Origin of the sequence: Paenibacillus cymbidii (assembly GCF_004764705.1) — a bacterium.
GTDB classification, from domain to species: domain Bacteria; phylum Bacillota; class Bacilli; order Paenibacillales; family NBRC-103111; genus Paenibacillus_AN; species Paenibacillus_AN cymbidii.
This window is the reverse complement of the sequence record NZ_SHLX01000010.1, coordinates 197,293-220,274: the sequence shown is the minus strand read 5'-3', so window position 1 is coordinate 220,274 and position 22,982 is coordinate 197,293. Positions and strand designations below refer to the sequence as shown.

Here is a 22,982-nt window from a genome sequence, read left to right as displayed (position 1 = left end):
CCGCAAATGGGAAGAGGAAGAGTAATTTCTATCAACCAGCCAAGAACCTTTCTTTCGCCGGCGGCGGGAGGAGGGTTTTTTTCGTTCCGAACCGGGCGGCGGCGGCGTATTCCACCGACTTCATCACAGCGGTTTGGTGGCTGCCTCCCCCCAAAGCCGTTCGTTTGAGCCGCCGCCGCATCCGCAAATACCGCTTCCGCAACTGCCGCTGCCGAATATAGTGGCATATGCAGAGAAGAGCGGAGGGATCAAGTCTGATGAGAAAGTATGACACTTGCCGGAAACCGAAGCGCAAACCGGGCCTGCGGCCTTCGCACAAGCGCCGCACGCCCTCCCGTTGCCATCGCGCGCGGCCGCACCGCATCCTGCAAGTGCAGGGCTCGCGTTTTCTCGAAGGGCGCAGGCTTAATGAAACGACGACGGACGAATGGACACCCGTGCTGCTCGTCAATTCGGCGGTGCTGCAAACTTATTCGTTCGTTGGCATCAACAAAGATCGGCATCCGGCGCTGATCCGCATCGAAATCAGCCCGAATGCGGCCGACTTCGCCACCGACGTCAAAGCGACCGTCTCTCCCGGGGACATGCAGGTGCTGACGCCGATGCGCTATTTGAAGTATGCGCGAATTAGCATCAGATCGGCCAACCCCGGTCAACCGGCAAAGCTCGATCTGTACTTCCAGGCACAAACCGCCGGTTAGGATGTCGCGGCAAGCAGCAGCGGCCCCCATTCGCCGGAGAAGCTGCCGCTCAGCGCCGCATGCTGGCCGGCAATCGGTTCGAGCCGCCGCGGAAACTGTTCCCGCAGCCGCGCGAAGGCAGTTGCGCTGGCCGTTCCGTCCCCCAGCGAGGCCGCAAGCAGCGCGGCCAATACCCGCTCGCCGAACGAACGCTCGCCGGCAGCGGCGCCGCCGAGCCGCGCGTAAACCGCCCTCCGCACCTCCTGCGGCGCCTGCACAATCGCCGGCCTCCACGCAGCCGGCACGATTTCCGCTGCCGCTTCCTCCCGCCAGAACGCGCCAAACGCGCTCCACGCTCCCATCGCCAGCAAGGCAAAAGCGGCTTGCCGAACGACGGCCGGTTCCGGCCACTCGCCGAGCAAATGCACGAGCCTTCCCGCCGCATCATCGCCGTTCTCCCTGCAGGCAAGCGCCCAGTCGTAGATCGCCGCAAACCGCTCGCTGCCGGTGCGGCGCAGCTGATGCAGCGTTGCCTGCGCTGCGTCCGTATCGCCGGATTGGGCGCAGAAAACCGCGCGATGAAAGGCAAGCTCCCGCTCGTTGCCCGCTTCGCCGGAGACAGCCAGCCGCGGAAGCAGCAGATGGCCGCGGCGCCACTTCATCGCATGGCGGCACAGCTGCGCGAGCGTTTCGCGGTACGCGGGTCCCTCCTCCAGCACCTCCTCCAAACGCAGTGCCAACTCGTTGTCGCCGTAGCAGGCGAACGCCCACTCGAGCCAAAACGGCAGCGCCCGCTCGCGCTCCTTGCCGCCCGAGCGAAGGCAGCGTTCCCAGCTGCGCAGCGCTTCGGCGGCATTCAGCAGCCGGCTGTGAACGAAGCCGAGGCGCCAGCCGCCGGTCGCCGACAAGCGGCGCAGCGCCGTTTCCCAGTGGCCCTCCTCCAGCAGCAGCGAAACGTAAAGCTCCCGCAAATCGCCATCCTCCGGTTCGCGGACAAGCCCTGTCTCCGCCGTTTGCAGCGCCGCTTCCGGATTGCCGCTGCGCCACAAAGCGTAAGCGAGCTTGCAGGCGAGGTCGGACGCATAACCGGCCGACGGCGGAACGGCGCGCAGCAGCGGGGCCAGTTCCCGCGCCGCTTCCCCGTAACGTTCGTGCAGGAAGCTTTCCGCTCCCCACGCATAACGGTAATACAGCTTATCGTCCTCCTCGCGAATGGCGCGCTCCAGCAGCCGCCGGTTGCGCGCCGCCTTGGCCGCGGCGAGCGTTTCGCCCTCCGCATAGCCGGTATGACGGACGATGAAGGGCGCCGTCTTTACGGGCAAATGCGGGTAGTGCCGTTTGAGCGAGGAGACGATTTCTTCGTGGATGCGGCCCGTATAGGCGATGCCCGGCAGCCGGCGAAACAGCCGCACCACGGTATCGGATTCGTAGTCGTCCGCCGCGGCGGAGCGGTAATTGCGCACGGTCAGCGCGTAACCGCCGGCTTCCGGATCGGCCAGCAGCCGCTGCAGCTCCGCTTCGTCCCAGGCGTCTATGCTTTCGTCGGCGTCCAGAACGAGCGCCCAGTCGCCGGTTGCCCGCTTGAGCGATTCGTTGCGCGCCTCGGCAAAATGCTCGTTCCAGCGGCAGCGATACACCTTGGCGCCAAGCTGTTCGGCGATCGCCTCCGTACCGTCCTCGGACCCGGTGTCGACGACGACGATCTCCTGCGCGAAGCCGCGGACCGACGCCAAACAATCGCCGATGCGCGCCGCTTCGTTCCGCACAATCAAACACAGGGACACGACCGGTTTCGTCACAGCGTCTCCTCCATCATCATATCGTCGATCAGCGTCAGCAGCTTCGGCCGCGCGTCGTCCCACAGCTTGCCGTACGCCGTCAGCTCCTCGTCCGGCTGAATCAACTGGTAGATGCGCACGTGCACCGTTTTGATCCATTCGTACATCCCTCTCAGCCGCTGCGCCGGGTCCGGCATTGCCGCAATCGTTTGCCGCCAGAACGTGCGGACACGGGCCTGCAGCGCAAACAGCTTCCTTTTGACCGCCAACATATATAGAAAATACAACTCGCTCCAGACGGCATCGTACGTCGCCCCGGCGACCACAGGCGGATGCGGCCGCGCCCCCTGCTCCTCCATCGCAAATAAATAAACGGCATACAGCAAAACGTACGTCTCATCCGTCGTTCCGCTGGCGGCCGGCTTTTCGGGCGCGGGCAGCAGCGCCTCCAGTTGGCGCAGCGCCCCGGCGGCGCGCCGTTCGTCGTTCGCGGCAATCGCTTCGTACCAGCTTCTTCTCGCCATCGTGCGCTGGCGGGCAAGCCGCTTGGGCGCCGCTTCCCGGGGAGGCGGCAGCGAGGAGGCCGCGACGCGCTCCGCCGTCAGCAGCCGGCAGCGATTCAGCAGCAGCTCCCGTTCCTCCGCCTTATCTTTCGGCATCTTCCGTTCGCGCAGCACGCGTATCGTTTGCCCATACAAACCGAGCTGATAGCTAGACAACGCGATGCTCCACCACGTTTGCGGCGATTCGAGCGTAAACAGCCGTTCGAGTCGTTCTGTAATGCCGTCCGCTTCGTGGCGGCGCGCGAGCAGGCCGATCAGCCGCAGAAACGGCGGCAGCAGCGTCGGCTTCCATTTAAGCGATTTGGCGTACCAGGCGGCGGCTTCGTCGTAACGCTCCAGCATCTCGCACGTTTTGCCCATGTGGAAGCAAGCGGCATACGTGCCGGATCCGCTGACCGACGTATACTGCGGCGGCGATTCGCCGATATCCAGCGCGCGGCGCAGCGAGGCTTCGGCTTCCTCCCACATTTGCAAGTGCTGATGAATGCGCGCCTGGTTCAGATGCAGATCGGGATAATCGGTCAGCACCGCCGCTGCCGCCACGCTCATCTCCAGCGCTTCGTCCCAGCGGCCGAGCGCCTGCAGGCAGTTGATTTCCCGCAGCACGACCACGTGGCCGAAGCTGGCTTGCGTCCAGTCCATGCTCTCGCGCGACAGGCGGAACTGCTCCAGCGCCGGCCCGATGTCGCCCGCCCGCATATATTCGACCCCGAGATTGTAGCGATGAAAAGCAACCTGATCGGTCGTTTGCAGCTCCAGCTCGAGCAGCTCCGTGTTCCGTTTTACCTTGCCTTTGCGCTGCACCACTTCGGACAAATACCCGCCGTGCAGCAGCGTCAGCTCCGAGTACAGCAGCCGGGCGTGCGGGCTCACGGCAAGAATCGGCCGCACGATCTGCTCGTGGATGCGCCCCTCGTACCGGTAACCGGTCTTGTTGCGGAACAGCCGCAGGGACGACGACACCGAAGCGCCGCCTTGGCGGTCCTCCGAGCCGAAATAATTGACGATCCGGACGAAGAAGCCGTCCGCTTCGGGATTGTCGGCAATGCACTGCCGAAGCATTCGCGCCTGCCCGTCTTCGAGCCGTTCGTCGGCGTCGAGCACAAGAATCCATTCGCCCCGCGCATAAGCGATCGCGGCGTTGCGGGCGTCGGCAAAATGCTGCTGCCATTCGTACGAATATACGACGGCGCCTTCTTCGCGGGCGACAATCGCCGTCCGGTCGGAGGAACCGGTATCGAGCACGATCGTTTCGTCGACGGCGCCGCGGACGCTTTGCAGGCAGCGGGCGATCACGGCTTCTTCGTTGCGGGCGATCATGCACAGGGACACCGCCGCTTCAGGCATCGAAATTTCTCCTTTCCGCCCTGCGCCAGCGCGGCAAAGCCCCGCTTGACTCCAGCGTCTTGATGCCCGCGTGCACCTTGTCCGCCTCCTCCCGCAGAAACAGCGAAGACGGGAAAATGTGCATCGATTCGCCGAGCAGCAACTCGCTCTGACGCAAGCACGCAAGCGCCAGCGCCGTCCGCAGCGTGGCGTCGCCGGGCGCATGGGCCAGCACGTATTCGAACATGCCCGCCGCTTCCTCGTAAGCGCCGCGATAATACAGCGTCGTCCCAAGCCTGCGGAACCCTGCGGGATCGAGCCCGCCTTCGCGCAGCGTCGCCAGGTCGAGAGAAGCCGAACGCAACACGTACCCGCGGCGAAAATAGTGAGCGGCCAGCGGCTCGGCGTCAGCGCCGGCTGCGGTTGCGGCGTACGGCTGCAGCCGCTCCGCCAGCTCGAAGAGCCGCAGGTCGAAGGCCCGCCCGATGGCGGCGGCAAGCTCCTCGCCGGCCATCGCGCCGGCCAACGCGCCAGCCTCCCCGTCGGCGAGCAGCAGCCGGCACAACGCGTCGTCCGCCGGGAAGCGGCTCCTGTAGGCATCCGGCTGCTCCATCATCAGCAGCATCGCATCCGCCAGCCGCCCGGCGTACGCCAGGCCGTCAAACCGAATGCGCGCAAGCAGAAGCGAAGAGCGGCAATTGCAATCAGGTGACAACAGCAAGCCGTCGGAACCAGTGCCCGCGGGCAGCGGCGCCGCCTCTCCCGACGCCGCTGCCGCTTCCGCGGCCTCCAGCGCCCGCTCGAACAGTCCGGCGCGGTGAAGCGTCACTGCCAGCCGGGCAAGTGGCTCCGGATCGGCCGCCAACCAATCGGCAACCGCCGCAATTGCCGCTTCTTCCGGTTCCCCTTCCCGGATCATGTCGTCCAGCCAGCAGACAAGCGGCTCGACGTCGGCCCGCTCCGCGTCGGCGATGCAGTAGGCGGCGGCCGCCTGCTCGCGTTTGCCGATCCGGGAGGCGTGCAACCCGTGCGCCAGCCACAGCTGGGACGGATCGCAAGCCGGCGGACGGCCGGGCTCCGGCTCGCTGGACAACGCGCGTTTCCCGGCGGCGTACGCTTCTTCTCCGCGGTTCGTGCGGTCGTACAGGCAAGCGGCGGCAAACAGCGCGTCCGCTTCGGGCAAACTGCCCGCCCGTTCCTGAAGCAGCCGATCCGCCTCGTCCCACAGCTCCTGATCGAATGCATGCAGCAGACGGACGATCCGGTGCGCTTCGTCAGGCGCTGTGTGGTCGTCCCTTTCCCGGCGATCGGCCTTCCATCCGGGCAACGGCTGCAGCAGCTCGGGCTGCAGCTCCAGGCACGACCAGAGCGACGGAAATGCCGCAAACGTCTCGGCAGCGTACAGGCGCCGATATCGTTTGCACCGCCAATCGACATATCGCCAGCCGTGGGCGGGGATATCGACCGATTCATGGGAATATTGCAGCAGCACCCGCGAAGCGCCGGACTCTCGCACTTGCCGGATCGTTTCCGGCCAGGCTTCCGGCAGCTCCGGCCGGTACGGCACGTACACGGCCTCCTGTTTCGGTTGTATTGCCAGGGGCAAACCGTCGATCGGCAGCACCACAACGGCAAGCTCGGACATGCGTAATCCCTCCAATAGCGCCATGGACTCCGTACCGCTGCCTCCCCTCTTTGCGACTGCACGGCAAAAAGGAGGATAACGGCTGTCATCCTCCATTTTATGAACCGTGTTTATACTTGTGCGTCGAGGTATACGTCGACTGTAGCGGAGCCGGCCAGTACGGCGATCGCCAGCCGGGTGTATTTGGTGAATTTCATCGGGGTGAGCACCATTGCGCCGGACGTCAGGTTGGTCGATGTTTGTTCGACTACCCAGTTCGTACCGTCCGAGCTGAGCTCGACCCTTGCGGTGATCGTTTGCGCGCCGGCGTTGTTGACGACGAAATACGAGTAGACGCGGTAAGGGTATGTCATCTGATTCAACGATGCCGCCGCGATTGGCGTATACACCGCCGAGCTGAACGTGGCGCCGAGCAGGCTGAATTGGTTGAAGTTGTTTTGCGAAATCGTCGTGATCGTGCCGGCGAGAATCGTTGCGGATACGGTGCCGCCGAGGATCGTCGCAGACACGGTGCCGGCGAGCAAGGCGCCCAATGTGCCGCCAACGATCGTTGCCGCTTGCACGGCGTTCAACGTGCCGCCGAGTACAGTCGCGGACACAGTGCCCGCCAGCAACGCGTCGATTGTGCCGCCCGCTATCGTCGCCGATACCGTGCCGCCGAGAATCGTCGCGTTTACAGTACCGGCGAGCAACGCGTCGATTGTACCGCCGAGCGCCGTCGCGTTAACGGTGCCCGCCAGCAGCGCGTCGATTGTGCCGCCGAGCGCCGTCGCGTTAACGGTGCCCGCCAGCAGCGCGTCAATCGTGCCGCCCGCTATCGTCGCCGACACGGTACCGCCGAGAATCGTCGCATTTACAGTACCCGCGAGCAACGCGTCGATTGTACCGCCGAGTGCCGTCGCATTTACGGTGCCCGCCAGCAGCGCATCAATCGTGCCGCCTGCTATCGTCGCCGACACGGTGCCGCCGAGAATCGTCGCGTTTACAGTACCCGCGAGCAACGCGTCGATTGTACCGCCGAGTGCCGTCGCATTTACGGTGCCCGCCAGCAGCGCATCAATCGTGCCGCCTGCTATCGTCGCCGACACCGTGCCGCCGAGAATCGTCGCGTTTACGGTACCCGCCAGCAACGCATCAATTGTACCGCCGAGCGCCGTCGCGTTTACGGTACCCGCCAGCAACGCGTCAATCGTGCCGCCTGCTATCGTCGCCGACACCGTGCCGCCGAGAATCGTCGCGTTTACGGTACCCGCCAGCAACGCATCAATCGTGCCGCCAGCTATCGTCGCCGACTCGACCGCCGTGACTGTGCTGATGTCCCCGATATTCAACCGACCGGTCGAATCAACGCTGAGCGGCACCGCATTCGTGCCGTCGCTGCCGAAAATCAGCGTCTGCAATTGATTCGGATCGACGTTATACACGATAAAGTTGGGCATCTGGCCTGTACCTCCTTTCGTTTTCTTTTATCATACGTCCCAACTCGTCTTTTGCATGGGTAGCCATCGCCTGCGACGCTAAGGTCTACGCCCGTTTCATCGCCGGAATGGGGCTTTGCCCCCACACTCCGCCACTTTGTCCCGCATACAGTGAGATAACCCTATCCAAGGGGCAAAATGATGCGACTACGGCACGAGGACGAATGGCGTTCGAGGGACGGTTCTGACAGCGCTTATTGGGCCGATATCGGTTGGATTGAGATTGTAACGGTTTCCAGCGCCGCTATTCGCAAAAAAATCGCCAAAATCGGCGGGAAATCAGCAAATAAGCTTATCTGAAACCGTTAGCGTCAGAAAACCGTTCAAAATACCCGATCAAGCTCATCTGGAACCGTTAGCGCGGCGCAGGTGGAAGTGGGAGGCTTCCGACAACTCCACCAACCACCATGGCGAATCCGTGCGATGCAGGGAAACCAACACAGCGGCTCCGGAAAACTTGGCTCCCAAGGCGCAACAGCAACTGTCTCCAAAATAAGCCATGAAAAATGGCCTATTCGCGCCATTTCCCCCTTTCCATCGAAAATAGCCAGTGAAAACATGGCTATTCAACCGCAAATGCCCTCTGAACCGGGCTTTGCCCCCGAATAGCCAGCGAAAACATGGCCTATTTCGCAAACACAGCCCGAATTTCAGCGAATAGCCAATAAAACATGGCTTATCCTCAAATAGCCGACCAAGCGAACCACGTTCGCATCGGCGCATTCGCGCAACCGACGACAGGACGGAGTGATCGTGTGGAAGTCAAAAGCAAAATCCGCCACATGCTGCAAGCCGGCCGCACCGATATCGCCAAGCTGCTGCTCCGCGAATACGGCAAGCAGCAGCCGAACGACGGAGAAGTTCGCCTGTGGAAAGCGCAAATCGCCATCGCCGAAGGGAAGCTGGACGAAGCCCAGACGACGCTGATCGAAGCACTAGGCCACCGGCATCAAGACGCCGCAGCGGCAAGGCTGCTGGCGGACGTATATCGCCGCAAGCGGCAGCCGGCGGTCGCCGCAAGTGTATACCGGCTGGCGGAAGCGATAGCGTCCCGGGACACAACCGGGACGAATCCCGACGAAGCGGCAGCGATCGCGCAGGAGCTGCGCGAAACGATAACCGAAGCGGCAGCCATGCAAACCGACCCGGCGGAGCAATACCCTGACTATGCCTACCCGGATGCGCCGGAGCCGCTGATCAGCATCGTGGTGCTCGGATACAACCATGCCGCCCACACGAAAATGTGCATCGAAAGCATCTACCGGCACACCGTCGGCATTCCGTTCGAGCTGATTACGGTCGATAACGGTTCCGCCGACGATACGGACACGTTCCTCCGCACGCTGCCCAACCGCAAAAAAATTACGCTCCTCCCCAACCAGGGGCCGGTCGGCGGATTCAACGCCGGCATGCTGGCTGCCGACGCCGAATACACCGCCTGCATCAGCAACGACTTCCTCATGACGGCGAACTGGCTTGACAATTTGCTGCGCTGCATCGAGTCCGATCCGACTGTCGGTTTCGTTTCGCCCGGCGCCAATACGGTGTCGAACTTCCAGCGCATCCCCGGCGAGTATGCCTCGCTGGAAGAGATGCACCGTTTCGCGCAGTCCTACAACGTATCCGATCCGGCCAAATGGGAGGAACGGCTGCAGCTGATGCCTTGCGTGCTGATGGCTCGAACTGCGGCGCTGCGGGACGCCGGCTATTTCGATCCCCGCTTCCGGTACGGCGAGTTTGCCGACGACGACATCAGCTTCCGCATCCGGCGCGCCGGCTACAAGCTGCTGTTCGCGCGCGACACGTTTACGTACCATTTCGGCTCGGTTACGGTGCGCGAAGACCAGGTGAAACACCGCTCACTTGAGGAGAGCCGGACGATTTTCCAAGCCAAATACGGCATCGACGCCTGGTCGGAATCGCGGTTCGATCCGCTGCTCGTGCAATGCGCGATGGAGATGATGCCGCCGCCGGCGCTGCCGGGCTTCGGCCGTCTGCGCATCCTCGGCGTCAATACCGGATGCGGCGCAACGCCGCTGCAGCTGCGCAACGCGCTGCGCAGTGCCGGGTACGGGCAAGCCGAAATCGTCAGCTATACCGACCGGCGCAAATTCGCGGTCGATCTGGAGACGATTTCTTCCCGCACCGAATGCGGCCCGCTGGACGAAATCGCCGCCCGCCTGCCGCACGACGCGTTCGACATCGTCCTGTTCGGCGGCGGCTGGGCGCGTTGCGAATCGCCGGCTGCGCTCATGCGCGCCATCCGCCCGCTGATGAAACGAAGCGGTCTCTTCTTGTGCAAGCTGCGCAACATGGGGCATTATTTGGCGCTGATCCAGCAGCTCGCGGACCGGACGCTCGTGCCGGACCCCGGTTTGACCGGCCTGGACGCACCCCCGCGGTTGCCGGAGCTGCTGGAAGCGCTGCATCAAGGCCGCTTGCCGGTCGCCAAACTATTCCATATCAGCGGCGAAATCGAGCCAACGTTCAGCAGCCTTTACAAGTCGCTGCAGACATGGGCCGCGTCCGGCGGACTGAACGCCGGCATGCTGGCAATCACGGACACGGTCGTGGCGGCTGCGGCGGATTGAAAGCCGTGCGAAACAGTGCGAAACGGCTTATTTCGGGAGGGACGCGGGATGAAAGCGGTGCTGCTTGCCGGCGGTCTCGGGACCCGCATTAGCGAGGAAACGGCCGTTCGGCCGAAGCCGATGATCGAGATCGGCGGATTGCCGATTCTGTGGCACATCATGAAAATGTACGCCCATTACGGCATCAACGATTTTATCGTCTGCCTGGGTTACAAGGGGTACGTCGTCAAAGAGTATTTCGCCCACTACATGCTGCATCGCGCGGACGTCACGTTCGACATCGCCGCAGGCAAAATGCACGTTCACCGCTACGCGGGCGAGCCGTGGCGCATCACGCTGGCCGACACGGGCGAAAGCACGATGACCGGCGGCCGCCTGCTTCGCGCCCGTCCATACATCGGCGGCGAAACGTTCTGCATGACGTATGGCGACGGCTTGAGCGACGTGCCCGTCGATCGGCTCGTGGCGCACCATCGTGCGCAGGGCAAGCTGGCGACGCTGACCGCCGTGGCGCCTCCGGGGCGTTTCGGCGCGCTGCAGCTCGAGGAGAACAACGTCAGCCGGTTCCGCGAAAAACCGCAGACGGACGACGGTTGGATCAACGGCGGCTTCTTCGTACTGGAGCCGGGCGTGTTCGAGCTGCTGGAGAACGATGAGACGATATGGGAAAAAGAACCGCTGGAGCGTCTGGCCGCTTCCGGTCAACTGGCCGCGTATCGGCATCGCGGCTTCTGGCAGCCGATGGATACGCTGCGCGACAAACGCAAGCTGGAGGAATGGTGGGCATCCGGAAGCGCGCCGTGGAAAGTATGGTGAACGCGACCTTTTGGCGGGGCAAACGTGTATTCCTCACCGGTCATACCGGCTTCAAAGGAACATGGCTGGCACATTGGCTGCAGATGCTCGGCGCGCAAACAACCGGATTTGCGCTGCCGGCGGCGGACAATGGCGGCGGCCAGACGGCAACGTCCGGCGGTTTGCCGGGTCCGGGCAACGGCTTTGTTTCCGTGGAAGGCGACATCCGCGACGGCGACAAGCTGACGGCAGCCATGCGCGTGGCCGATCCGCACATCGTGTTTCACCTGGCCGCCCAGCCGCTCGTTCGCGCCTCCTACCGCGAACCGGCAGAAACATTTGCCGTCAACGCGGCGGGAACGGCAAACGTGCTGCAAGCCGTGCGCTCCTGCGGCAAGGTGCGCGCCGTTGTCGTCGTCACCAGCGACAAAGTGTACGACAACGAAGAGCGCAGCCGTCCCTTCCGCGAGAACGACCGGCTCGGCGGCCACGACCCGTACAGCGCCAGCAAGGCTTGCGCCGAGCTGGTGACGGCGTCGTTCCGCCGCTCGTTCTACGCCGGGACGCCGGTTGCCGTCGCCACGGCCCGCTCGGGCAACACGATCGGTGGCGGCGACTGGAGCGCCGAGCGGCTCGTGCCCGATCTCGTACGCGGTCTGACCGACGGCAAGCCGGTCACGCTGCGGCATCCCGATTCGATCCGGCCGTGGCAGCATGTGCTGGACGCTTTGGCCGGCTATTTGCTGTTGGCGGAACGGCTGTACGAGGACGGCGAACGTTTCGCCGAAGCGTGGAACTTCGGTCCGAACCGGCTGCAGCGGGTCACGGCGCGCGAGTTGGCCGCGCTGCTTCATGCCGCATGGTTCGAGTCGGGTCGCCATCCGGCGGCGCTCCGCGAAGCTGGCGGCGGCGAGCCAGCGTATCGCGAAGCGCGCACGCTGACGCTCGACAGCGCCAAGGCGATCCGCCGACTCGGCTGGCGTCAGCTGTTGGCGATCGGCGCCGCCATCCGCTGGACGGCCGACTGGTATCTCGCCGCGGCCGACGGAGCGGACCCGGCGAAGTTGACGCGCGACCAAATCGAACGATATATGCGGCTTGGGCCCGCAGCCGGCCAAACCGCCTTGGAACCGCGCTAAGCGGCTGTCGCATCACCTTATTCCGCCGCTGATTCGCTGCCCAATCGCCGCCAAACCGCGGCCAAATCGCAACCGATCCGCCGACAAAACCGAAAGGAGCCGCACGCATGCCGTCGCCTTCGTCAAAGCCGAAACCGCCCTTGCACCGCTGCCGCTTTTGCCGCGAGCCGCTGACCGATACGTTCGTCGATCTCGGCCTTTCGCCGCTCGCCAACCGGTTCGTCCGGCCGGAGGAGGCCGATCGGCCGGCGCTCTTTTATCCGCTGCATGCGTCCGTGTGCCGTTCCTGCCTGCTCGTGCAGGTGGGCGAATACGAAACGCCGGCAGCCATATTCGCCGATTACCCCTACTTCAGCTCCTATTCCGACAGTTGGCTGGCGCATGCCGAACAATTCGCGGCGTCGGCTGTAAAGCGATTCGCGCTCGGCCCACGCTCGCAAGTCGTCGAAGTCGCCAGCAACGACGGCTATTTGCTGCAATATTTTCGCGAACGGGGCGTTCCCGCGCTTGGCATCGAGCCGGCCGGCAACGTCGCGCAAGCCGCAAGGGACAAAGGCATTCCCGTCATCGCCGCTTTTTTCGGCACGGAGTTGGCACGGCGGCTGGCGTCGGACGGCTTACGGGCCGATTTGCTGGTTGCCAACAACGTGCTGGCGCATGTGCCGGATCTGAACGACTTTGTCGCCGGCATCGCCCTGCTGTTGAAGGATGACGGGACAGCGTCGCTGGAGTTCCCGCACCTGCTTGAGCTGATGCGGCACGGACAGTTCGACACGATCTATCACGAGCATTTTTCCTATTTTTCGCTGCATGCGGTGCGGCGCATCTTCGCCGCGCACGGGCTGGCCGTCGTCGACGCCGAGCCGCTGCCGACGCACGGAGGTTCGCTGCGGGTATACGCAAGGCGAAGCGACGCAGCGCCCGGCGAGCGCCGAGCCGGCGCCGGCGTTGCGAACTTGCTGCGGCTGGAGCGGGAAGCCGGCCTGCTGCGGCTTGACGCTTATACCGGCTTTGCCGAACGGGCAACGCGGGCCAAAACCGCCATTTGGCGCTTCCTGCTGGAGCAGCGCGCAGCCGGTCGGACCGTCGCCGGTTACGGCGCGCCGGCCAAAGGCAACACTCTGCTGAACTATTGCGGCGTCGACCGGAGCTTGCTGTCTTACGTCGTCGACCGCAACCCGCATAAACAAGGGCAGCTGCTTCCCGGCACGCTGATCCCCGTGTATGCGCCGGAGCGGCTGCGCGAAACGAAGCCCGATACGGTCGTCGTCATGCCCTGGAATCTGAAACGGGAAATTGCCGATTCCCTCGGCTTCGTGAAAGCATGGGGCGGCAGGCTGGCGGTGCTGCTGCCGGAAGTCGAATGGCTGTAAGGGGGAAAGGGGAGCCCATGAAATTTACGAAAACGCCCTTGGCAGGCGCATTCGTCATCGAACCGGCCGCCAATGTCGACGAACGCGGCTCGTTCGTCCGCACGTGGTGCGCGGAGACGTTGGCGGCGCATGGGCTGGACACCTCCATCGCGATGTGTGCCGTTTCCCGCAATACGCGCCGGGGGACGCTGAGGGGCATGCACTGGCAGACGCCGCCGTTCGCGGAAGCGAAAACTATACGCTGCCCACGCGGCTGTGTGCACGACGTGATCGTCGATTTGCGGCCGGAATCGCCGACTTACAAGATCTGGTTCGCCGTCCGGCTCTCCGAAGAGAACGGGCGCATGCTGTATGTGCCGCAAGGAATGGCGCACGGCTTCCTGACGCTCGAGGACGATACGGAAGTGGCGTACACCATGTCGAGCCGGTACGACCCGGCAAGCGCCCGCGGCTTCCGCTGGGACGATCCGGCGTTTGGTATCGGCTGGCCGCGCGAGCCCGCTCCGGCGATCGTCAGCGAGCGGGACCGGCAGTTTCCGCCGTGGCGAAAGGAGGAACCGTGATGCTGATCATTTCGACGGAAGCGCGCGTGTCGCCGCTGGCCGATATCGAAGATTCGGTGCGGGGTTCGGTGATCGCCGTCGAAGCGAATGCGACAATCGATTCGTTCGTCAAAATCAAACCGGCCGGCGGCACGGGCGACGTGCGGATCGGCGCCGGCAGCGTCGTCAACTCCGGCACCGTCATTTACTCCGGCAACGGCGTCGACATTGGCCGCGACGTGCTGATCGCCGCCAATTGTACGCTTGCGCCGGTGAATCACGAGTATCACGATCGCGGTCTTACCATCAAGGAGCAGCGCTTCATGCCGAGCAAAGGCGGCATCGTCATCGAAGACGACGTGTGGATCGGCGCCGGTTCGGTCATTCTCGACGGCGCGCGGCTGCGTCGGGGCTGTGTTGTCGGCGCGCTGTCGCTCGTCGTCGGCGAACTCGCCCCCTACTCCGTCAATGTTGGCGCCCCGACTCGGCAGATCGGCGTACGCTCGTGAGCGGGCAACTGCAACCCGAAGGCCGCGGATTGCGCACTACCGTCATCGGCGCGGGCGGCTTCATCGGCCGCCATGTTGTCGCCGCGCTTGCGGCGGACGAGTGTTTCGCGCCGGCGCGAAACGACCCGGCGCTCTTCCGCGAGCCGCTCGGCCATGTCGTCTACTGCGCAGGCGTATCCTCCGACTTCCGAAAGCGCCCGTACGACACGATGCGGGCGCATGTCGGCCATCTTGCGGATTTGCTGGAGCGCGCCGACTTCGAATCGTTCGTTTACGTTTCGTCAACGCGCGTCTATCTCGGCTGCGACAACGCCGACGAACAATCGGCACTGCGCGTCGATCTGCGCGAGCCGGACCACCTGTTCCATTTGTCCAAGCTGGCGGGGGAATCGTTGTGCCTGCATGGCGGCCGCCAAGGCGTGCGCATCGCGCGGCTGTCCAACGTTCTGGGCGACGACTATTCGTCGGGCAACTTCGTCTTCGCCTTGATCCGCAGCGCAGTCGAACGCGGCGCCATTGCGCTCGAATCGGCGCCGGATTCGGCCAAGGACTATATTGCGGTTGGCGATGTCGCCCGGCTGCTCGTTCGTATCGCAAGGGAAGGTGCGTCGCCGATCTACAACGTCGCCAGCGGCATCAATACGACGGCAGGCGCCGTCGCGGAGTTGATCCGGGAGCGTACCGGCTGCAGCGTGTCTGTGCTGCCGGGTGCGCCGACGGTTCGTTTCCCGCCGATTGGCACCGGACGCATTGCCGCCGAGTTCGGCTTTCGCTCCCGCCCGATCGCCGGGCTGATCCACGAGTTGATCGACCTGTATGTCGCCAGGTGCAAAAGAAAGGAGGAGGAGCCGTGAAGCTTTCGCTGCCAGAGGACACCTTCGCCGGCTATACGACACGGCAATTGAATGCGCTGTTTCCCGACGGCCGAGACGTGCGTGCCGGCGAACTGCTGCCGCTGTTCCGGATCGCCGCCGACCGGACCGCCGCCTGCTTCCGCTGCGTGTTGTTGCCCGGCTACTGCCGCGACGGCGAACCGTACCTGAACCATCTGCATACGGATCAATACGCCGTGCTGCTGTGGTTTCTGTCCAACACCGTATGGGCGCAAACGCAAGACGAGGCGACGGCGAACAAGCTGTTTGCGCTGAACAAGGCGCTGCACGGCTTCAGTTGCCTGTACGACACGGCGCTGCCGGACCGCTTCCTGCTGCTTCACACCTCCGGCACTGTGCTCGGCAAAGCGCGCTACGGCGACGGTTTTGTGGCTGCGCACAACGTGACAGTCGGCGCGCAGCGCGGCCGCTACCCGGCGATCGGCAGCGGCGTGGCGCTCTTGCCGGGCTCGTCCGTCATCGGCGATTGCCGGATCGGCGACCGCGTTTCCGTCGGGATCGGCGCCGTCGTATACGAGCGGAACATCCCCAGCGACTCGGTCGTCTTCCGGGACGCGGAAGGCAAGCTGGCGTTCAAACCCGCCCGCAGCCCCTGGTCGGCCAACGTGTTTGCGCTTGATCGTTTGACACAACAGCCGCGCGGTGCCCGGACTCCATCCGAATAGGCAATAAAATATGGCCTATTCGCCCCATTTTCCGCTGCACAACACAAATAGCCAGTGAAATCACTGGCTATTCGCATCATGAAGCCGCGAATGGGGCCTTTTCCCCAAAATAGCCATTGAAATCGCTGGCTATTTCGCCGCGGACACCTCTTTTGGAGCAAATAGGCCAAGAAAGATGGCTTATTCCGCAACCATCGCGCCCTTTACAGGCCCGATCATGGCGCTGCCTGCCGCCTCAGCGGCATGGAGCGTTGCTGCGAAGCGATTCCCGCCCCTTGCCGCGCCGTTCGGGTGGCGGCGTTTGCCGGTTTGGCGCCCCATGCCGATCACCCGCGCAAAATCGCTTCGATCGCCACCAGCTCTTCCGCCGCAAAATCAAGCTGCTGCAGCGCCGCCACATTCTCTTCGATTTGGCTGACGCGGCTGGCGCCGATCAGCGCGCTCGTGACGCGGCCGCCGCGCAGCACCCAGGACAGCGCCATCTGTGCCAACGATTGCCCGCGCTCGGCGGCAATGGCGTTCAGCTTCGACAGCTTGTCCACTACCTCCGGCGTTACCGCCGATTCTTTCAAGGCGCCGGTTATGCTGGCCGCCCGCGAATCGCTCGGGATGCCGTTCAAATATTTGTTCGTCAGCAGACCCTGGGCCAGCGGACAAAACGCAATGCTGCCGGCGCCGTTCTCGTCGAGCACGTCCTGCAGCCCGTCTTCGATCCAGCGGTTGAACATATGGTAGATCGGCTGATGGATAAGCAGCGGCGTGCCAAGCTCGCGCAAAATCGCGGCCGCCTGCGCCGTTTGTTCGGCGTTATAACTGGAGATGCCGACGTAAAGCGCTTTGCCGGAACGGACGATCGCATCGAGCGCGCCCATCGTTTCTTCAAGCGGCGTATTCGGGTCGAACCGGTGCGAATAAAAAATATCGACATAGTCGAGCCCCATGCGCTTCAAGCTTTGGTCGAGACTGGCGATCAAATATTTGCGCGAGCCCCAGTCGCCGTACGGTCCCGGCCACATCAGGTAGCCGGCTTTGCTGGAGACGATCATTTCGTCGCGGTACGAAGCAAAATCGCGCTTCAGCATGCGGCCGAACATTTCTTCCGCCGACCCCGGCGGCGGCCCGTAGTTGTTGGCCAAGTCGAAATGGGTGATGCCCAGATCGAACGCGCGCCGCAGCATCGCCCGGCCGTTCTCCTCCGTATCCACGCCGCCAAAATTGTGCCACAGGCCGAGCGAGATGGCCGGCAGCTTCAGACCGGACTTGCCCGTCCGGTTGTATTTCATTTCCGTGTAGCGGGTTGCATTGGCTTCATAGCCCATCGTCGTCAACTCCTTCGCTTTCCGGGATTGCTGTTTCGTGTTTCGTTACCAGTATAACCCACGCGCCGGGCGGAATGCACTTCAATCGACGAGCGTGCGGCCGGGAGATCGCCCTTTGTACCCGTTTCAATCCTTCCATTTTTATACTATTATTATAGTGTTTCGCCATTAAAAGAAGTCCAGGGAGGTAACCCCAATGAACAACAAGACCGTTCTTGCGCTGGGCATCGCTGCTTTGGCAACAATCGCGGGAACTGCGTATGCTTATGAGTCTTCGCAACCTATACAGCCCGTGCAGCCCGTGCAGCCCGTGCAGCCCGCCAAACTTCTTGCCGTTCAACCTGCGGCAACGCCTGCGCCTGTACCCGAAACAGCAGCAGCGGCAACGCAGGCGGCCGTCGCGGTTCCGGCGTACGCCGGCATCAAAAACAGCATGCTGAACGCGGTGGACAATTACCGAACTGTCCAGGGCACCTTCCGCTATAACTTTCCGGCTGCCGAGTCGAATCTCACCATCGATTTCATCTAAAACTGCAGGAAACCGACGAGAGCGGTACCGTTGTCGGCGAACTGGAAGTGACGGCTATCTCTTTCAATCAGGAAGTGGACCGCAGCAAATTTTCCACCGAAACGCCGGACGGCTATGCCGACTCCCGCGTCCATTAATGCCCCCATCGCGGCTCGTCGTTGCGCCATCGCGCCCGTCGCCTTCCTGTTTCTTCCGTGCGTTTCATGGTAAAATAGTCCGTACTTGGAACCGTTGAAACCATCCATCGCCTTGGAGGAAACAAATGATGATACGCGGCCGTTTTGCGCCTACGCCTTCCGGCCGGCTGCATGTCGGCAACGCCCGCACCGCCTTGCTCGCCTGGCTGCAGATTCGCCATGCCGGCGGACAAATTGCGCTGCGCATGGAGGATATCGACAAGCCCAGGTCGCGCCCGGAGCTCGCGGAGCAGATCGTGCGCGACATGCGCTGGCTCGGGCTCGATTGGGACGAAGGGCCGGACATCGGCGGCCCCTGCGGCCCCTACGAGCAGAGCGAACGCGGCTCTTCATATGAAGCGGCGCTGGCCCGGCTTGTCGCGGACGGCCATGTTTACCCGTGCTATTGCAGCCGCGCCGAGCTGGCGGCCGTCGCCAGCGCGCCGCACGGGCTTGCCTCCGAAGGGCCGGCTTACCCCGGCACCTGCCGCAAGCTGACCGCCGGCGAACGCGCGCAGCGCGCCGCCGTCAAAACGCCGTCGCTACGATTCGCGATGCCGGACCGCACGTACTCGTTCGACGACCTGGCGGCAGGCCGGCAGCAGTTCGCTGCGGGCACCGGCGGCGATTTTATCGTGCGCCGGGCCGACGGCATCGTCGCATACCAGCTCGCCGTTGTCGTCGACGATGCCGCCATGGGCATCACGGACGTGTTAAGGGGGTGGGATCTTCTCGATTCCACCCCCCGTCAGCTTGCGCTGTATGAAGCGCTCGGCTTGCCCGCGCCACGATTCGCGCATGTGCCGCTGCTCTGCGGGCCGGACGGCAGCCGGCTGGCGAAGCGCCACGACTCGCTGTCGCTGGAGGCGCTGCGCGGAGCCGGCATCGCACCCGAACGGATCGTCGGCTGGCTCGCTCATGTCAGCGGCCTGCTTGATCGGCCCGAGCCGATCGCCGCAAGCGAGCTAATCGCCGGCTTCGAGCTAGGCCGCGTTTCGCGGGAGCCGGTGATCGCCTCTGACGATTTGCTGAAGTTGCTCAGAACTGCAAGCACAAGTAGCTGAGCGTGCCGTAATCGTAGCCGCGGTAAATCGTTTGCGGCTTGCCGGCGCCGGCGCCCATCGCGATAAACAGCGGTACGAAATGCTCTGCCCGCGGCACCGCCATCCTTGCGTTCGGCGCCAGCCGCTCATAGGCGAACAGCGACTCGGTATCGCCAGCGTCCAGACGGTTCAGCAGCCAGTCGTCGAACTGGACGGCCCACGGTTCCGGCTCCTTCTGCCCCCACTTGATGATGCGCAAATTGTGCACCGTAACGCCGCTCCCGATGACCAGAATGTCCTGCTCGCCGAGTCCGCGCAGCGCCGCCCCGATCTTGAATTGCTCCTCCGGCGGCGAATAAGGATTGACCGACACTTGCACGACCGGAATATCCGCCTGCGGATAGATGCGGTGCAGCAGCGTCCACGAGCCGTGATCGAGCCCGCGCTCCGTATCGGCGCGATGGGCGATGCCCGCGGCCTGCAGCTTCGCGGCGACCATAGCCGCCACCATGCTGGAGCCGCGGGCCGGGTAGCGCACCTTGTACAACTCGTCCGGGAAGCCGCCAAAATCGTAAATCGTGTCGTACACGTCGTCAGACGACGAGACGGTCGTCACTTGCTCCTCCCAGTGCGCGGTAAAAATGACGATCGCCTTCGGTTTGTGCCGCTGGCCCAGCTCGGCGAGAAAAGCGGTATACGGCGTCTCCTCGATCGCCAGCATCGGCGACCCGTGCGCCAGAAACAAGGCAGGTATCATCTGCGATCCACCTCCGGAATGTGATTGCTCGTTTGTAGTCGTTCCATTTTTGGATTAGTTATTAACTTACTTTATGTAAGTTAGTGTACATTATATATTGGCACATGTCAATTGGCATATCGGCGGGTGCGGGAGGCTGACTAAGCTACTCTACTCTTGCCGGGTGCGGGCGTTTGGTGAGCTACTCTACTCTCGACGATTGCGGGCGGCAGACTGAGCTACTCTACATCGACGATTGCGGGCGGCTGACTAAGCTACTCTACATCGACGGGTGCGGACGGCTGACTGAGCTACCTACTCTCGACAGGTGCGGCAGTTGGACTGCACTACACTTAACGAAAATAAGCCATAAAAAATGGCTGTCGATTACCTGGTTATCACTTCTGAAATCTGCGAGGCGCACAAAATTATAGGCGAAAAATCATCCATAATCTCTGCATCCATCCGTTCTCGCCAATCGATCCACAGTTAATCGACAGCCTCAAGAAGCGGCCTATTTCGCCATTCCCCATCGCCTCATTCGGCCGCCGCGGACAAGCGCAAAAAAACCCGCGCACAATCGCGCGGGTTCGCATCGTGCCGGGGCTTATTATTCCCCGGACAGGCTTTGTTCCTTCAAGATCACGTCATGCGCGCCGCCTTCGACGATGCTCGTCGCCGAAACAAGCGTGATGCGCGCCGTTCGCTGCAGCTCTTCGATCGAGCGGGCGCCGCAGTTGCACATCGTCGACTTGATTTTGCCGATGGACTTGTCGAGGTTCTCCCGCAAGCTGCCCGCATACGGCACGTACGAGTCGACGCCCTCCTCGAACAGCAGCCCCTGCTTGCCGCCCGAATCGTACCGCTGCCAGTTGCGCGCCCGGTTCGAGCCTTCGCCCCAAAACTCCTTGACGAAATTGTTGCCGACCTTCAGCTTGCGCGTCGGGCTTTCGTCGAAGCGCGCGAAGTAGCGTCCCATCATGACGAAGTCCGCGCCCATGGCAAGCGCCATTGTGATGTGGTAGTCGTGCACGATGCCGCCGTCGGAGCAAATCGGCACGTAGATGCCGGTCTCCGCATAATACTGGTCGCGCGCGGCCGCCACTTCGATCACCGCGGAAGCCTGCCCGCGGCCGATGCCTTTCTGCTCGCGCGTAATGCAGATCGAACCGCCGCCGATGCCGACTTTGATGAAGTCGGCGCCCGCCTCGACGAGGTACAGGAAGCCTTCGCGGTCGACGACGTTGCCGGCGCCGATCGGCACGTCGTAGCGCGATTTGACATATTCGATCGTGTCCCGCTGGTATTCGGTAAACCCGTCCGACGAGTCGATGACGAGCGCGTCGACGCCCGCTTCGACCAGCGCCGGCACCCGCTCTGCGTAATCTTTGGTGTTGATGCCCGCGCCGACGATATAGCTTTTGTTCTTGTCGAGCAGTTCGACCGGATACTCCTTGTGCGCGTCATAGTCTTTGCGGAACACCAGGCAGTCGAGATTCTGGTTGTCGTCGATCACCGGCAAGCAATTCAGCTTGTGCTCCCAAATCAGGTCGTTGGCTTCCGACAGCGTGATGCCCGACTTGCCGTAGACCAGCTTCGGGAACGGCGTCATGAACTCGCTGACCGGTTTGTCCAGCGAATCGCGGCTCGGACGGTAGTCGCGGCCGGTGACGATGCCAAGCAGCTTGCCTTTCGGCGAACCGTCGTCCGTTACCGCCGCGGTGGAATGGCCGGTGCGCTCCTTCAGCGACAGCACGTCGCGGAGCGTGTGCTGCGGCGTCAAGTTCGAGCGGCTGACGACAAAGCCGGCTTTGAAGCTTTTGACTTTGCGCACCATGTCCGCCTGCGATTCGACCGGCTGCGAGCCGAACACGAACGAAATGCCGCCGCACCTTGCCAGCGCCACCGCCAGCGTATCGTCGGATACCGCCTGCATAACCGCCGACGAAAACGGAATGTTAAGCGACAAGGGAGGCGTTTCCCCTTTGGCAAACTTGGCGATCGGCGTTTTCAGGCTGACATTGCCCGGCGTACAATCCTTGGTGGTAAGATTGGGCAGGAGCAGAAACTCGCTGAACGTTCGCGACGGCTCGGTGTAATAAAAAGCCACGATTTGATTGCCTCCTTCACGGGTTTTGGGTAAATTTTTAAAATCATACCACAAGCCCGGCAAAGTGGCAACGTCAATTTTGCCGCTGCGCATCCGGCTCTTGCGCTTCTCCGTCTTCCCGCGTATAACGCGCCTCGATGCGGCGGCTTACGAAGATGGACAACGCGATGAACAGCGCGACAACGAGCAGTTGTTCCGGGTGCCGCACGAATCGCTGCCAGTCGTCGCCGACGTAGGAGACCGCCATCACCATGACGATTTTGCCCAGCGACACGGCGATCAGGAACGACATCAGCCGCATGCGGGCCAGCCCCGCCGCAATGTTGATGACGACGAACGGGCCGATCGGAAACATGCTCAGCACGAACACGTAGCCGAACGCGTTGCGGCGAATCCAGCGCATGCCTTTCGTCACCTTCGGCTTCTCCGCCCAGCGCCGCCAATACGGGTGCCACGACAGCCGCCGAACGATCAGGAACGTGGTGACGCAGCCGAGCACGAGGCCCAGCCACGAATACAAGGTGCCGAGCCAGAAGCCGTATACCGCGGCATTCAGTCCGATGATCGCAAACGTCGGCAGCGGCGGCACGAACGACTTCAGGAACGCAACAAAAATACCGGGAAGCGGTCCCAGCTCCCGGTATCGCTCAAGCAGCTCGAGCAAATGCTCTTCCGTCATATACGAAGTAATATCCGTGATGTTCATTCCGCATCAAGCTCCCGTCCTTACGCCTCCAGAAACGCCCGCATTTTGCCGAGCAGCCGCTCCAGCTCCACCGGCTTCGTGTCAAAATCGTCGCAGCCGGCTTCGTACGCTTTTTCCCGGTCGCTCGCCATCGCGTGGGCGGTAAGCGCAATGACGGGAATCGGCCGCGTCGCCGAATCGGCCTTCAGCCTCCGGATCGCTTCCCAGCCGTCGAGCACCGGCAAGCTGAGGTCCATCAGGATCAGCGCCGGCCGCTCCGTTTGTGCGAGGCGAACGCCCGCTTCGCCGTCCTCCGCGATGACGACTTCGTAGCCTTTGCGAATGAGCCTCCGGGAAAGCATATCGCGGTTCATTTCATTATCTTCGACCAGCAAAATTTTGGCCAT

Annotated in this window: 21 protein-coding genes; 11 read left to right on the top strand and 10 right to left on the bottom strand. The window is 63.0% G+C overall.

The features are described 5' to 3' along the window. The first annotated feature begins 257 nt into the window (after positions 1 to 257). Entirely contained in the window at positions 258 to 701 is a 444-nt protein-coding gene (locus EXY20_RS15930) for a DUF6385 domain-containing protein (RefSeq protein ID WP_135552835.1), read from the top strand. Here the strand turns inward: EXY20_RS15930 and EXY20_RS15925 are convergent. From EXY20_RS15925 to EXY20_RS15915, 4 genes are all read right to left on the bottom strand, one after another. Next, entirely contained in the window at positions 698 to 2,479 is a 1,782-nt protein-coding gene (locus EXY20_RS15925) for a glycosyltransferase family 2 protein (RefSeq protein WP_167859273.1), read from the bottom strand. The two genes, EXY20_RS15930 and EXY20_RS15925, sit on opposite strands and share 4 nt — an antisense overlap. After that, complete coding sequence (locus tag EXY20_RS15920; RefSeq protein WP_167859272.1) at positions 2,476 to 4,368, bottom strand: glycosyltransferase; 1,893 nt, start codon at positions 4,366 to 4,368, stop codon at positions 2,476 to 2,478. Before EXY20_RS15920 ends, EXY20_RS15925 begins: the two co-directional genes overlap by 4 nt. Then, complete coding sequence (locus EXY20_RS38980; RefSeq protein WP_167859271.1) at positions 4,361 to 5,992, bottom strand: hypothetical protein; 1,632 nt, start codon at positions 5,990 to 5,992, stop codon at positions 4,361 to 4,363. The genes EXY20_RS15920 and EXY20_RS38980 overlap by 8 nt, the downstream gene beginning before the upstream one ends. 110 nt (positions 5,993 to 6,102) lie before the next feature. Continuing rightward, positions 6,103 to 7,431, bottom strand: coding sequence for a DUF6385 domain-containing protein (locus EXY20_RS15915; RefSeq protein ID WP_135552829.1), 1,329 nt, complete (start codon positions 7,429 to 7,431; stop codon positions 6,103 to 6,105). Between the two features lie 794 nt (positions 7,432 to 8,225). On the opposite strand from EXY20_RS15915, the gene EXY20_RS15910 reads away from it, so the two are divergent. The 8 genes from EXY20_RS15910 to EXY20_RS15875 all read left to right on the top strand — a co-directional run bounded on the left by EXY20_RS15910 (position 8,226) and on the right by EXY20_RS15875 (position 15,977). Continuing rightward, complete coding sequence (locus EXY20_RS15910; RefSeq protein ID WP_167859270.1) at positions 8,226 to 10,061, top strand: glycosyltransferase; 1,836 nt, start codon at positions 8,226 to 8,228, stop codon at positions 10,059 to 10,061. Between the two features lie 48 nt (positions 10,062 to 10,109). Then, a complete protein-coding gene (gene rfbF / locus EXY20_RS15905) occupies positions 10,110 to 10,877 on the top strand; it encodes a glucose-1-phosphate cytidylyltransferase (protein ID WP_135552825.1) in 768 nt (255 codons plus the stop codon). Then, positions 10,841 to 11,995: a CDP-glucose 4,6-dehydratase gene (gene rfbG, locus EXY20_RS15900; RefSeq protein ID WP_235885957.1), complete on the top strand. Its 1,155-nt coding sequence runs from the start codon at positions 10,841 to 10,843 to the stop codon at positions 11,993 to 11,995. Before rfbF ends, rfbG begins: the two co-directional genes overlap by 37 nt. A 107-nt stretch (positions 11,996 to 12,102) precedes the next feature. After that, positions 12,103 to 13,368 (top strand): class I SAM-dependent methyltransferase, encoded by a 1,266-nt coding sequence (locus EXY20_RS15895; protein ID WP_135552823.1) that lies wholly within the window; start codon positions 12,103 to 12,105, stop codon positions 13,366 to 13,368. A 17-nt stretch (positions 13,369 to 13,385) separates the two neighbouring features. Beyond that, a complete protein-coding gene (locus EXY20_RS15890; protein ID WP_135552821.1) occupies positions 13,386 to 13,931 on the top strand; it encodes a dTDP-4-dehydrorhamnose 3,5-epimerase family protein in 546 nt (181 codons plus the stop codon). Next, positions 13,931 to 14,419, top strand: coding sequence for an acyltransferase (locus EXY20_RS15885; protein WP_135552819.1), 489 nt, complete (start codon positions 13,931 to 13,933; stop codon positions 14,417 to 14,419). Before EXY20_RS15890 ends, EXY20_RS15885 begins: the two co-directional genes overlap by 1 nt. Then, a complete protein-coding gene (locus EXY20_RS15880; RefSeq protein WP_167859269.1) occupies positions 14,416 to 15,273 on the top strand; it encodes an NAD-dependent epimerase/dehydratase family protein in 858 nt (285 codons plus the stop codon). The genes EXY20_RS15885 and EXY20_RS15880 overlap by 4 nt, the downstream gene beginning before the upstream one ends. Further along, positions 15,270 to 15,977 carry an LbetaH domain-containing protein gene (locus EXY20_RS15875; RefSeq protein WP_135552815.1) on the top strand — a complete coding sequence of 236 codons (708 nt, stop codon included), beginning with the start codon at positions 15,270 to 15,272 and terminating at the stop codon, positions 15,975 to 15,977. Before EXY20_RS15880 ends, EXY20_RS15875 begins: the two co-directional genes overlap by 4 nt. 326 nt (positions 15,978 to 16,303) lie before the next feature. On the opposite strand, the gene mgrA is transcribed toward EXY20_RS15875, so the two are convergent. Next, entirely contained in the window at positions 16,304 to 17,296 is a 993-nt protein-coding gene (mgrA, locus tag EXY20_RS15870; protein ID WP_135552813.1) for an L-glyceraldehyde 3-phosphate reductase, read from the bottom strand. 196 nt (positions 17,297 to 17,492) lie between these two features. Between mgrA and EXY20_RS15865 the strand changes: the two genes are divergently transcribed. Further along, on the top strand, positions 17,493 to 17,825 hold the full coding sequence (locus tag EXY20_RS15865; RefSeq protein WP_135552811.1) for a hypothetical protein: 333 nt from the start codon (positions 17,493 to 17,495) through the stop codon (positions 17,823 to 17,825). Here EXY20_RS15865 and EXY20_RS38975 read toward each other — a convergent pair. Further along, on the bottom strand, positions 17,822 to 17,992 hold the full coding sequence (locus tag EXY20_RS38975) for a hypothetical protein (protein WP_167859268.1): 171 nt from the start codon (positions 17,990 to 17,992) through the stop codon (positions 17,822 to 17,824). The two genes, EXY20_RS15865 and EXY20_RS38975, sit on opposite strands and share 4 nt — an antisense overlap. A 98-nt stretch (positions 17,993 to 18,090) precedes the next feature. Between EXY20_RS38975 and gluQRS the strand changes: the two genes are divergently transcribed. After that, on the top strand, positions 18,091 to 19,065 hold the full coding sequence (gluQRS, locus tag EXY20_RS15860) for a tRNA glutamyl-Q(34) synthetase GluQRS (RefSeq protein WP_135552952.1): 975 nt from the start codon (positions 18,091 to 18,093) through the stop codon (positions 19,063 to 19,065). On the opposite strand, the gene EXY20_RS15855 is transcribed toward gluQRS, so the two are convergent. The 4 genes from EXY20_RS15855 to EXY20_RS15840 all read right to left on the bottom strand — a co-directional run bounded on the left by EXY20_RS15855 (position 19,040) and on the right by EXY20_RS15840 (position 22,982). Then, positions 19,040 to 19,801: a DODA-type extradiol aromatic ring-opening family dioxygenase gene (locus EXY20_RS15855; protein ID WP_135552809.1), complete on the bottom strand. Its 762-nt coding sequence runs from the start codon at positions 19,799 to 19,801 to the stop codon at positions 19,040 to 19,042. The two genes, gluQRS and EXY20_RS15855, sit on opposite strands and share 26 nt — an antisense overlap. 589 nt (positions 19,802 to 20,390) lie before the next feature. Continuing rightward, positions 20,391 to 21,890, bottom strand: a complete 1,500-nt coding sequence (locus EXY20_RS15850) for an IMP dehydrogenase (RefSeq protein WP_135552807.1) — start codon at positions 21,888 to 21,890, stop codon at positions 20,391 to 20,393. A 73-nt stretch (positions 21,891 to 21,963) separates the two neighbouring features. After that, on the bottom strand, positions 21,964 to 22,596 hold the full coding sequence (locus EXY20_RS15845) for a TVP38/TMEM64 family protein (protein ID WP_135552805.1): 633 nt from the start codon (positions 22,594 to 22,596) through the stop codon (positions 21,964 to 21,966). 20 nt (positions 22,597 to 22,616) lie between these two features. Then, positions 22,617 to 22,982, bottom strand: coding sequence for a response regulator (locus EXY20_RS15840; protein WP_135552803.1), 366 nt, complete (start codon positions 22,980 to 22,982; stop codon positions 22,617 to 22,619).

Bases quoted from the DNA above. Each gene is read 5' to 3' on its own strand.
- EXY20_RS38980 (WP_167859271.1), bottom strand. From the start codon at position 5,992: ATGTCCGAGCTTGCCGTTGTGGTGCTGCCGATCGACGGTTTGCCCCTG.
- EXY20_RS15855 (WP_135552809.1), bottom strand. From the start codon at position 19,801: ATGATACCTGCCTTGTTTCTGGCGCACGGGTCGCCGATGCTGGCGATC.
- rfbF (WP_135552825.1), top strand. From the start codon at position 10,110: ATGAAAGCGGTGCTGCTTGCCGGCGGTCTCGGGACCCGCATTAGCGAG.
- gluQRS (WP_135552952.1), top strand. From the start codon at position 18,091: ATGATACGCGGCCGTTTTGCGCCTACGCCTTCCGGCCGGCTGCATGTC.
- EXY20_RS15915 (WP_135552829.1), bottom strand. From the start codon at position 7,431: ATGCCCAACTTTATCGTGTATAACGTCGATCCGAATCAATTGCAGACG.
- EXY20_RS15920 (WP_167859272.1), bottom strand. From the start codon at position 4,368: ATGCCTGAAGCGGCGGTGTCCCTGTGCATGATCGCCCGCAACGAAGAA.
- EXY20_RS38975 (WP_167859268.1), bottom strand. From the start codon at position 17,992: ATGGCGCAACGACGAGCCGCGATGGGGGCATTAATGGACGCGGGAGTC.
- mgrA (WP_135552813.1), bottom strand. From the start codon at position 17,296: ATGGGCTATGAAGCCAATGCAACCCGCTACACGGAAATGAAATACAAC.
- EXY20_RS15845 (WP_135552805.1), bottom strand. From the start codon at position 22,596: ATGAACATCACGGATATTACTTCGTATATGACGGAAGAGCATTTGCTC.
- EXY20_RS15890 (WP_135552821.1), top strand. From the start codon at position 13,386: ATGAAATTTACGAAAACGCCCTTGGCAGGCGCATTCGTCATCGAACCG.
- EXY20_RS15840 (WP_135552803.1), bottom strand. From the start codon at position 22,982: ATGGCCAAAATTTTGCTGGTCGAAGATAATGAAATGAACCGCGATATG.
- EXY20_RS15885 (WP_135552819.1), top strand. From the start codon at position 13,931: ATGCTGATCATTTCGACGGAAGCGCGCGTGTCGCCGCTGGCCGATATC.
- EXY20_RS15865 (WP_135552811.1), top strand. From the start codon at position 17,493: ATGAACAACAAGACCGTTCTTGCGCTGGGCATCGCTGCTTTGGCAACA.
- EXY20_RS15895 (WP_135552823.1), top strand. From the start codon at position 12,103: ATGCCGTCGCCTTCGTCAAAGCCGAAACCGCCCTTGCACCGCTGCCGC.
- EXY20_RS15930 (WP_135552835.1), top strand. From the start codon at position 258: ATGAGAAAGTATGACACTTGCCGGAAACCGAAGCGCAAACCGGGCCTG.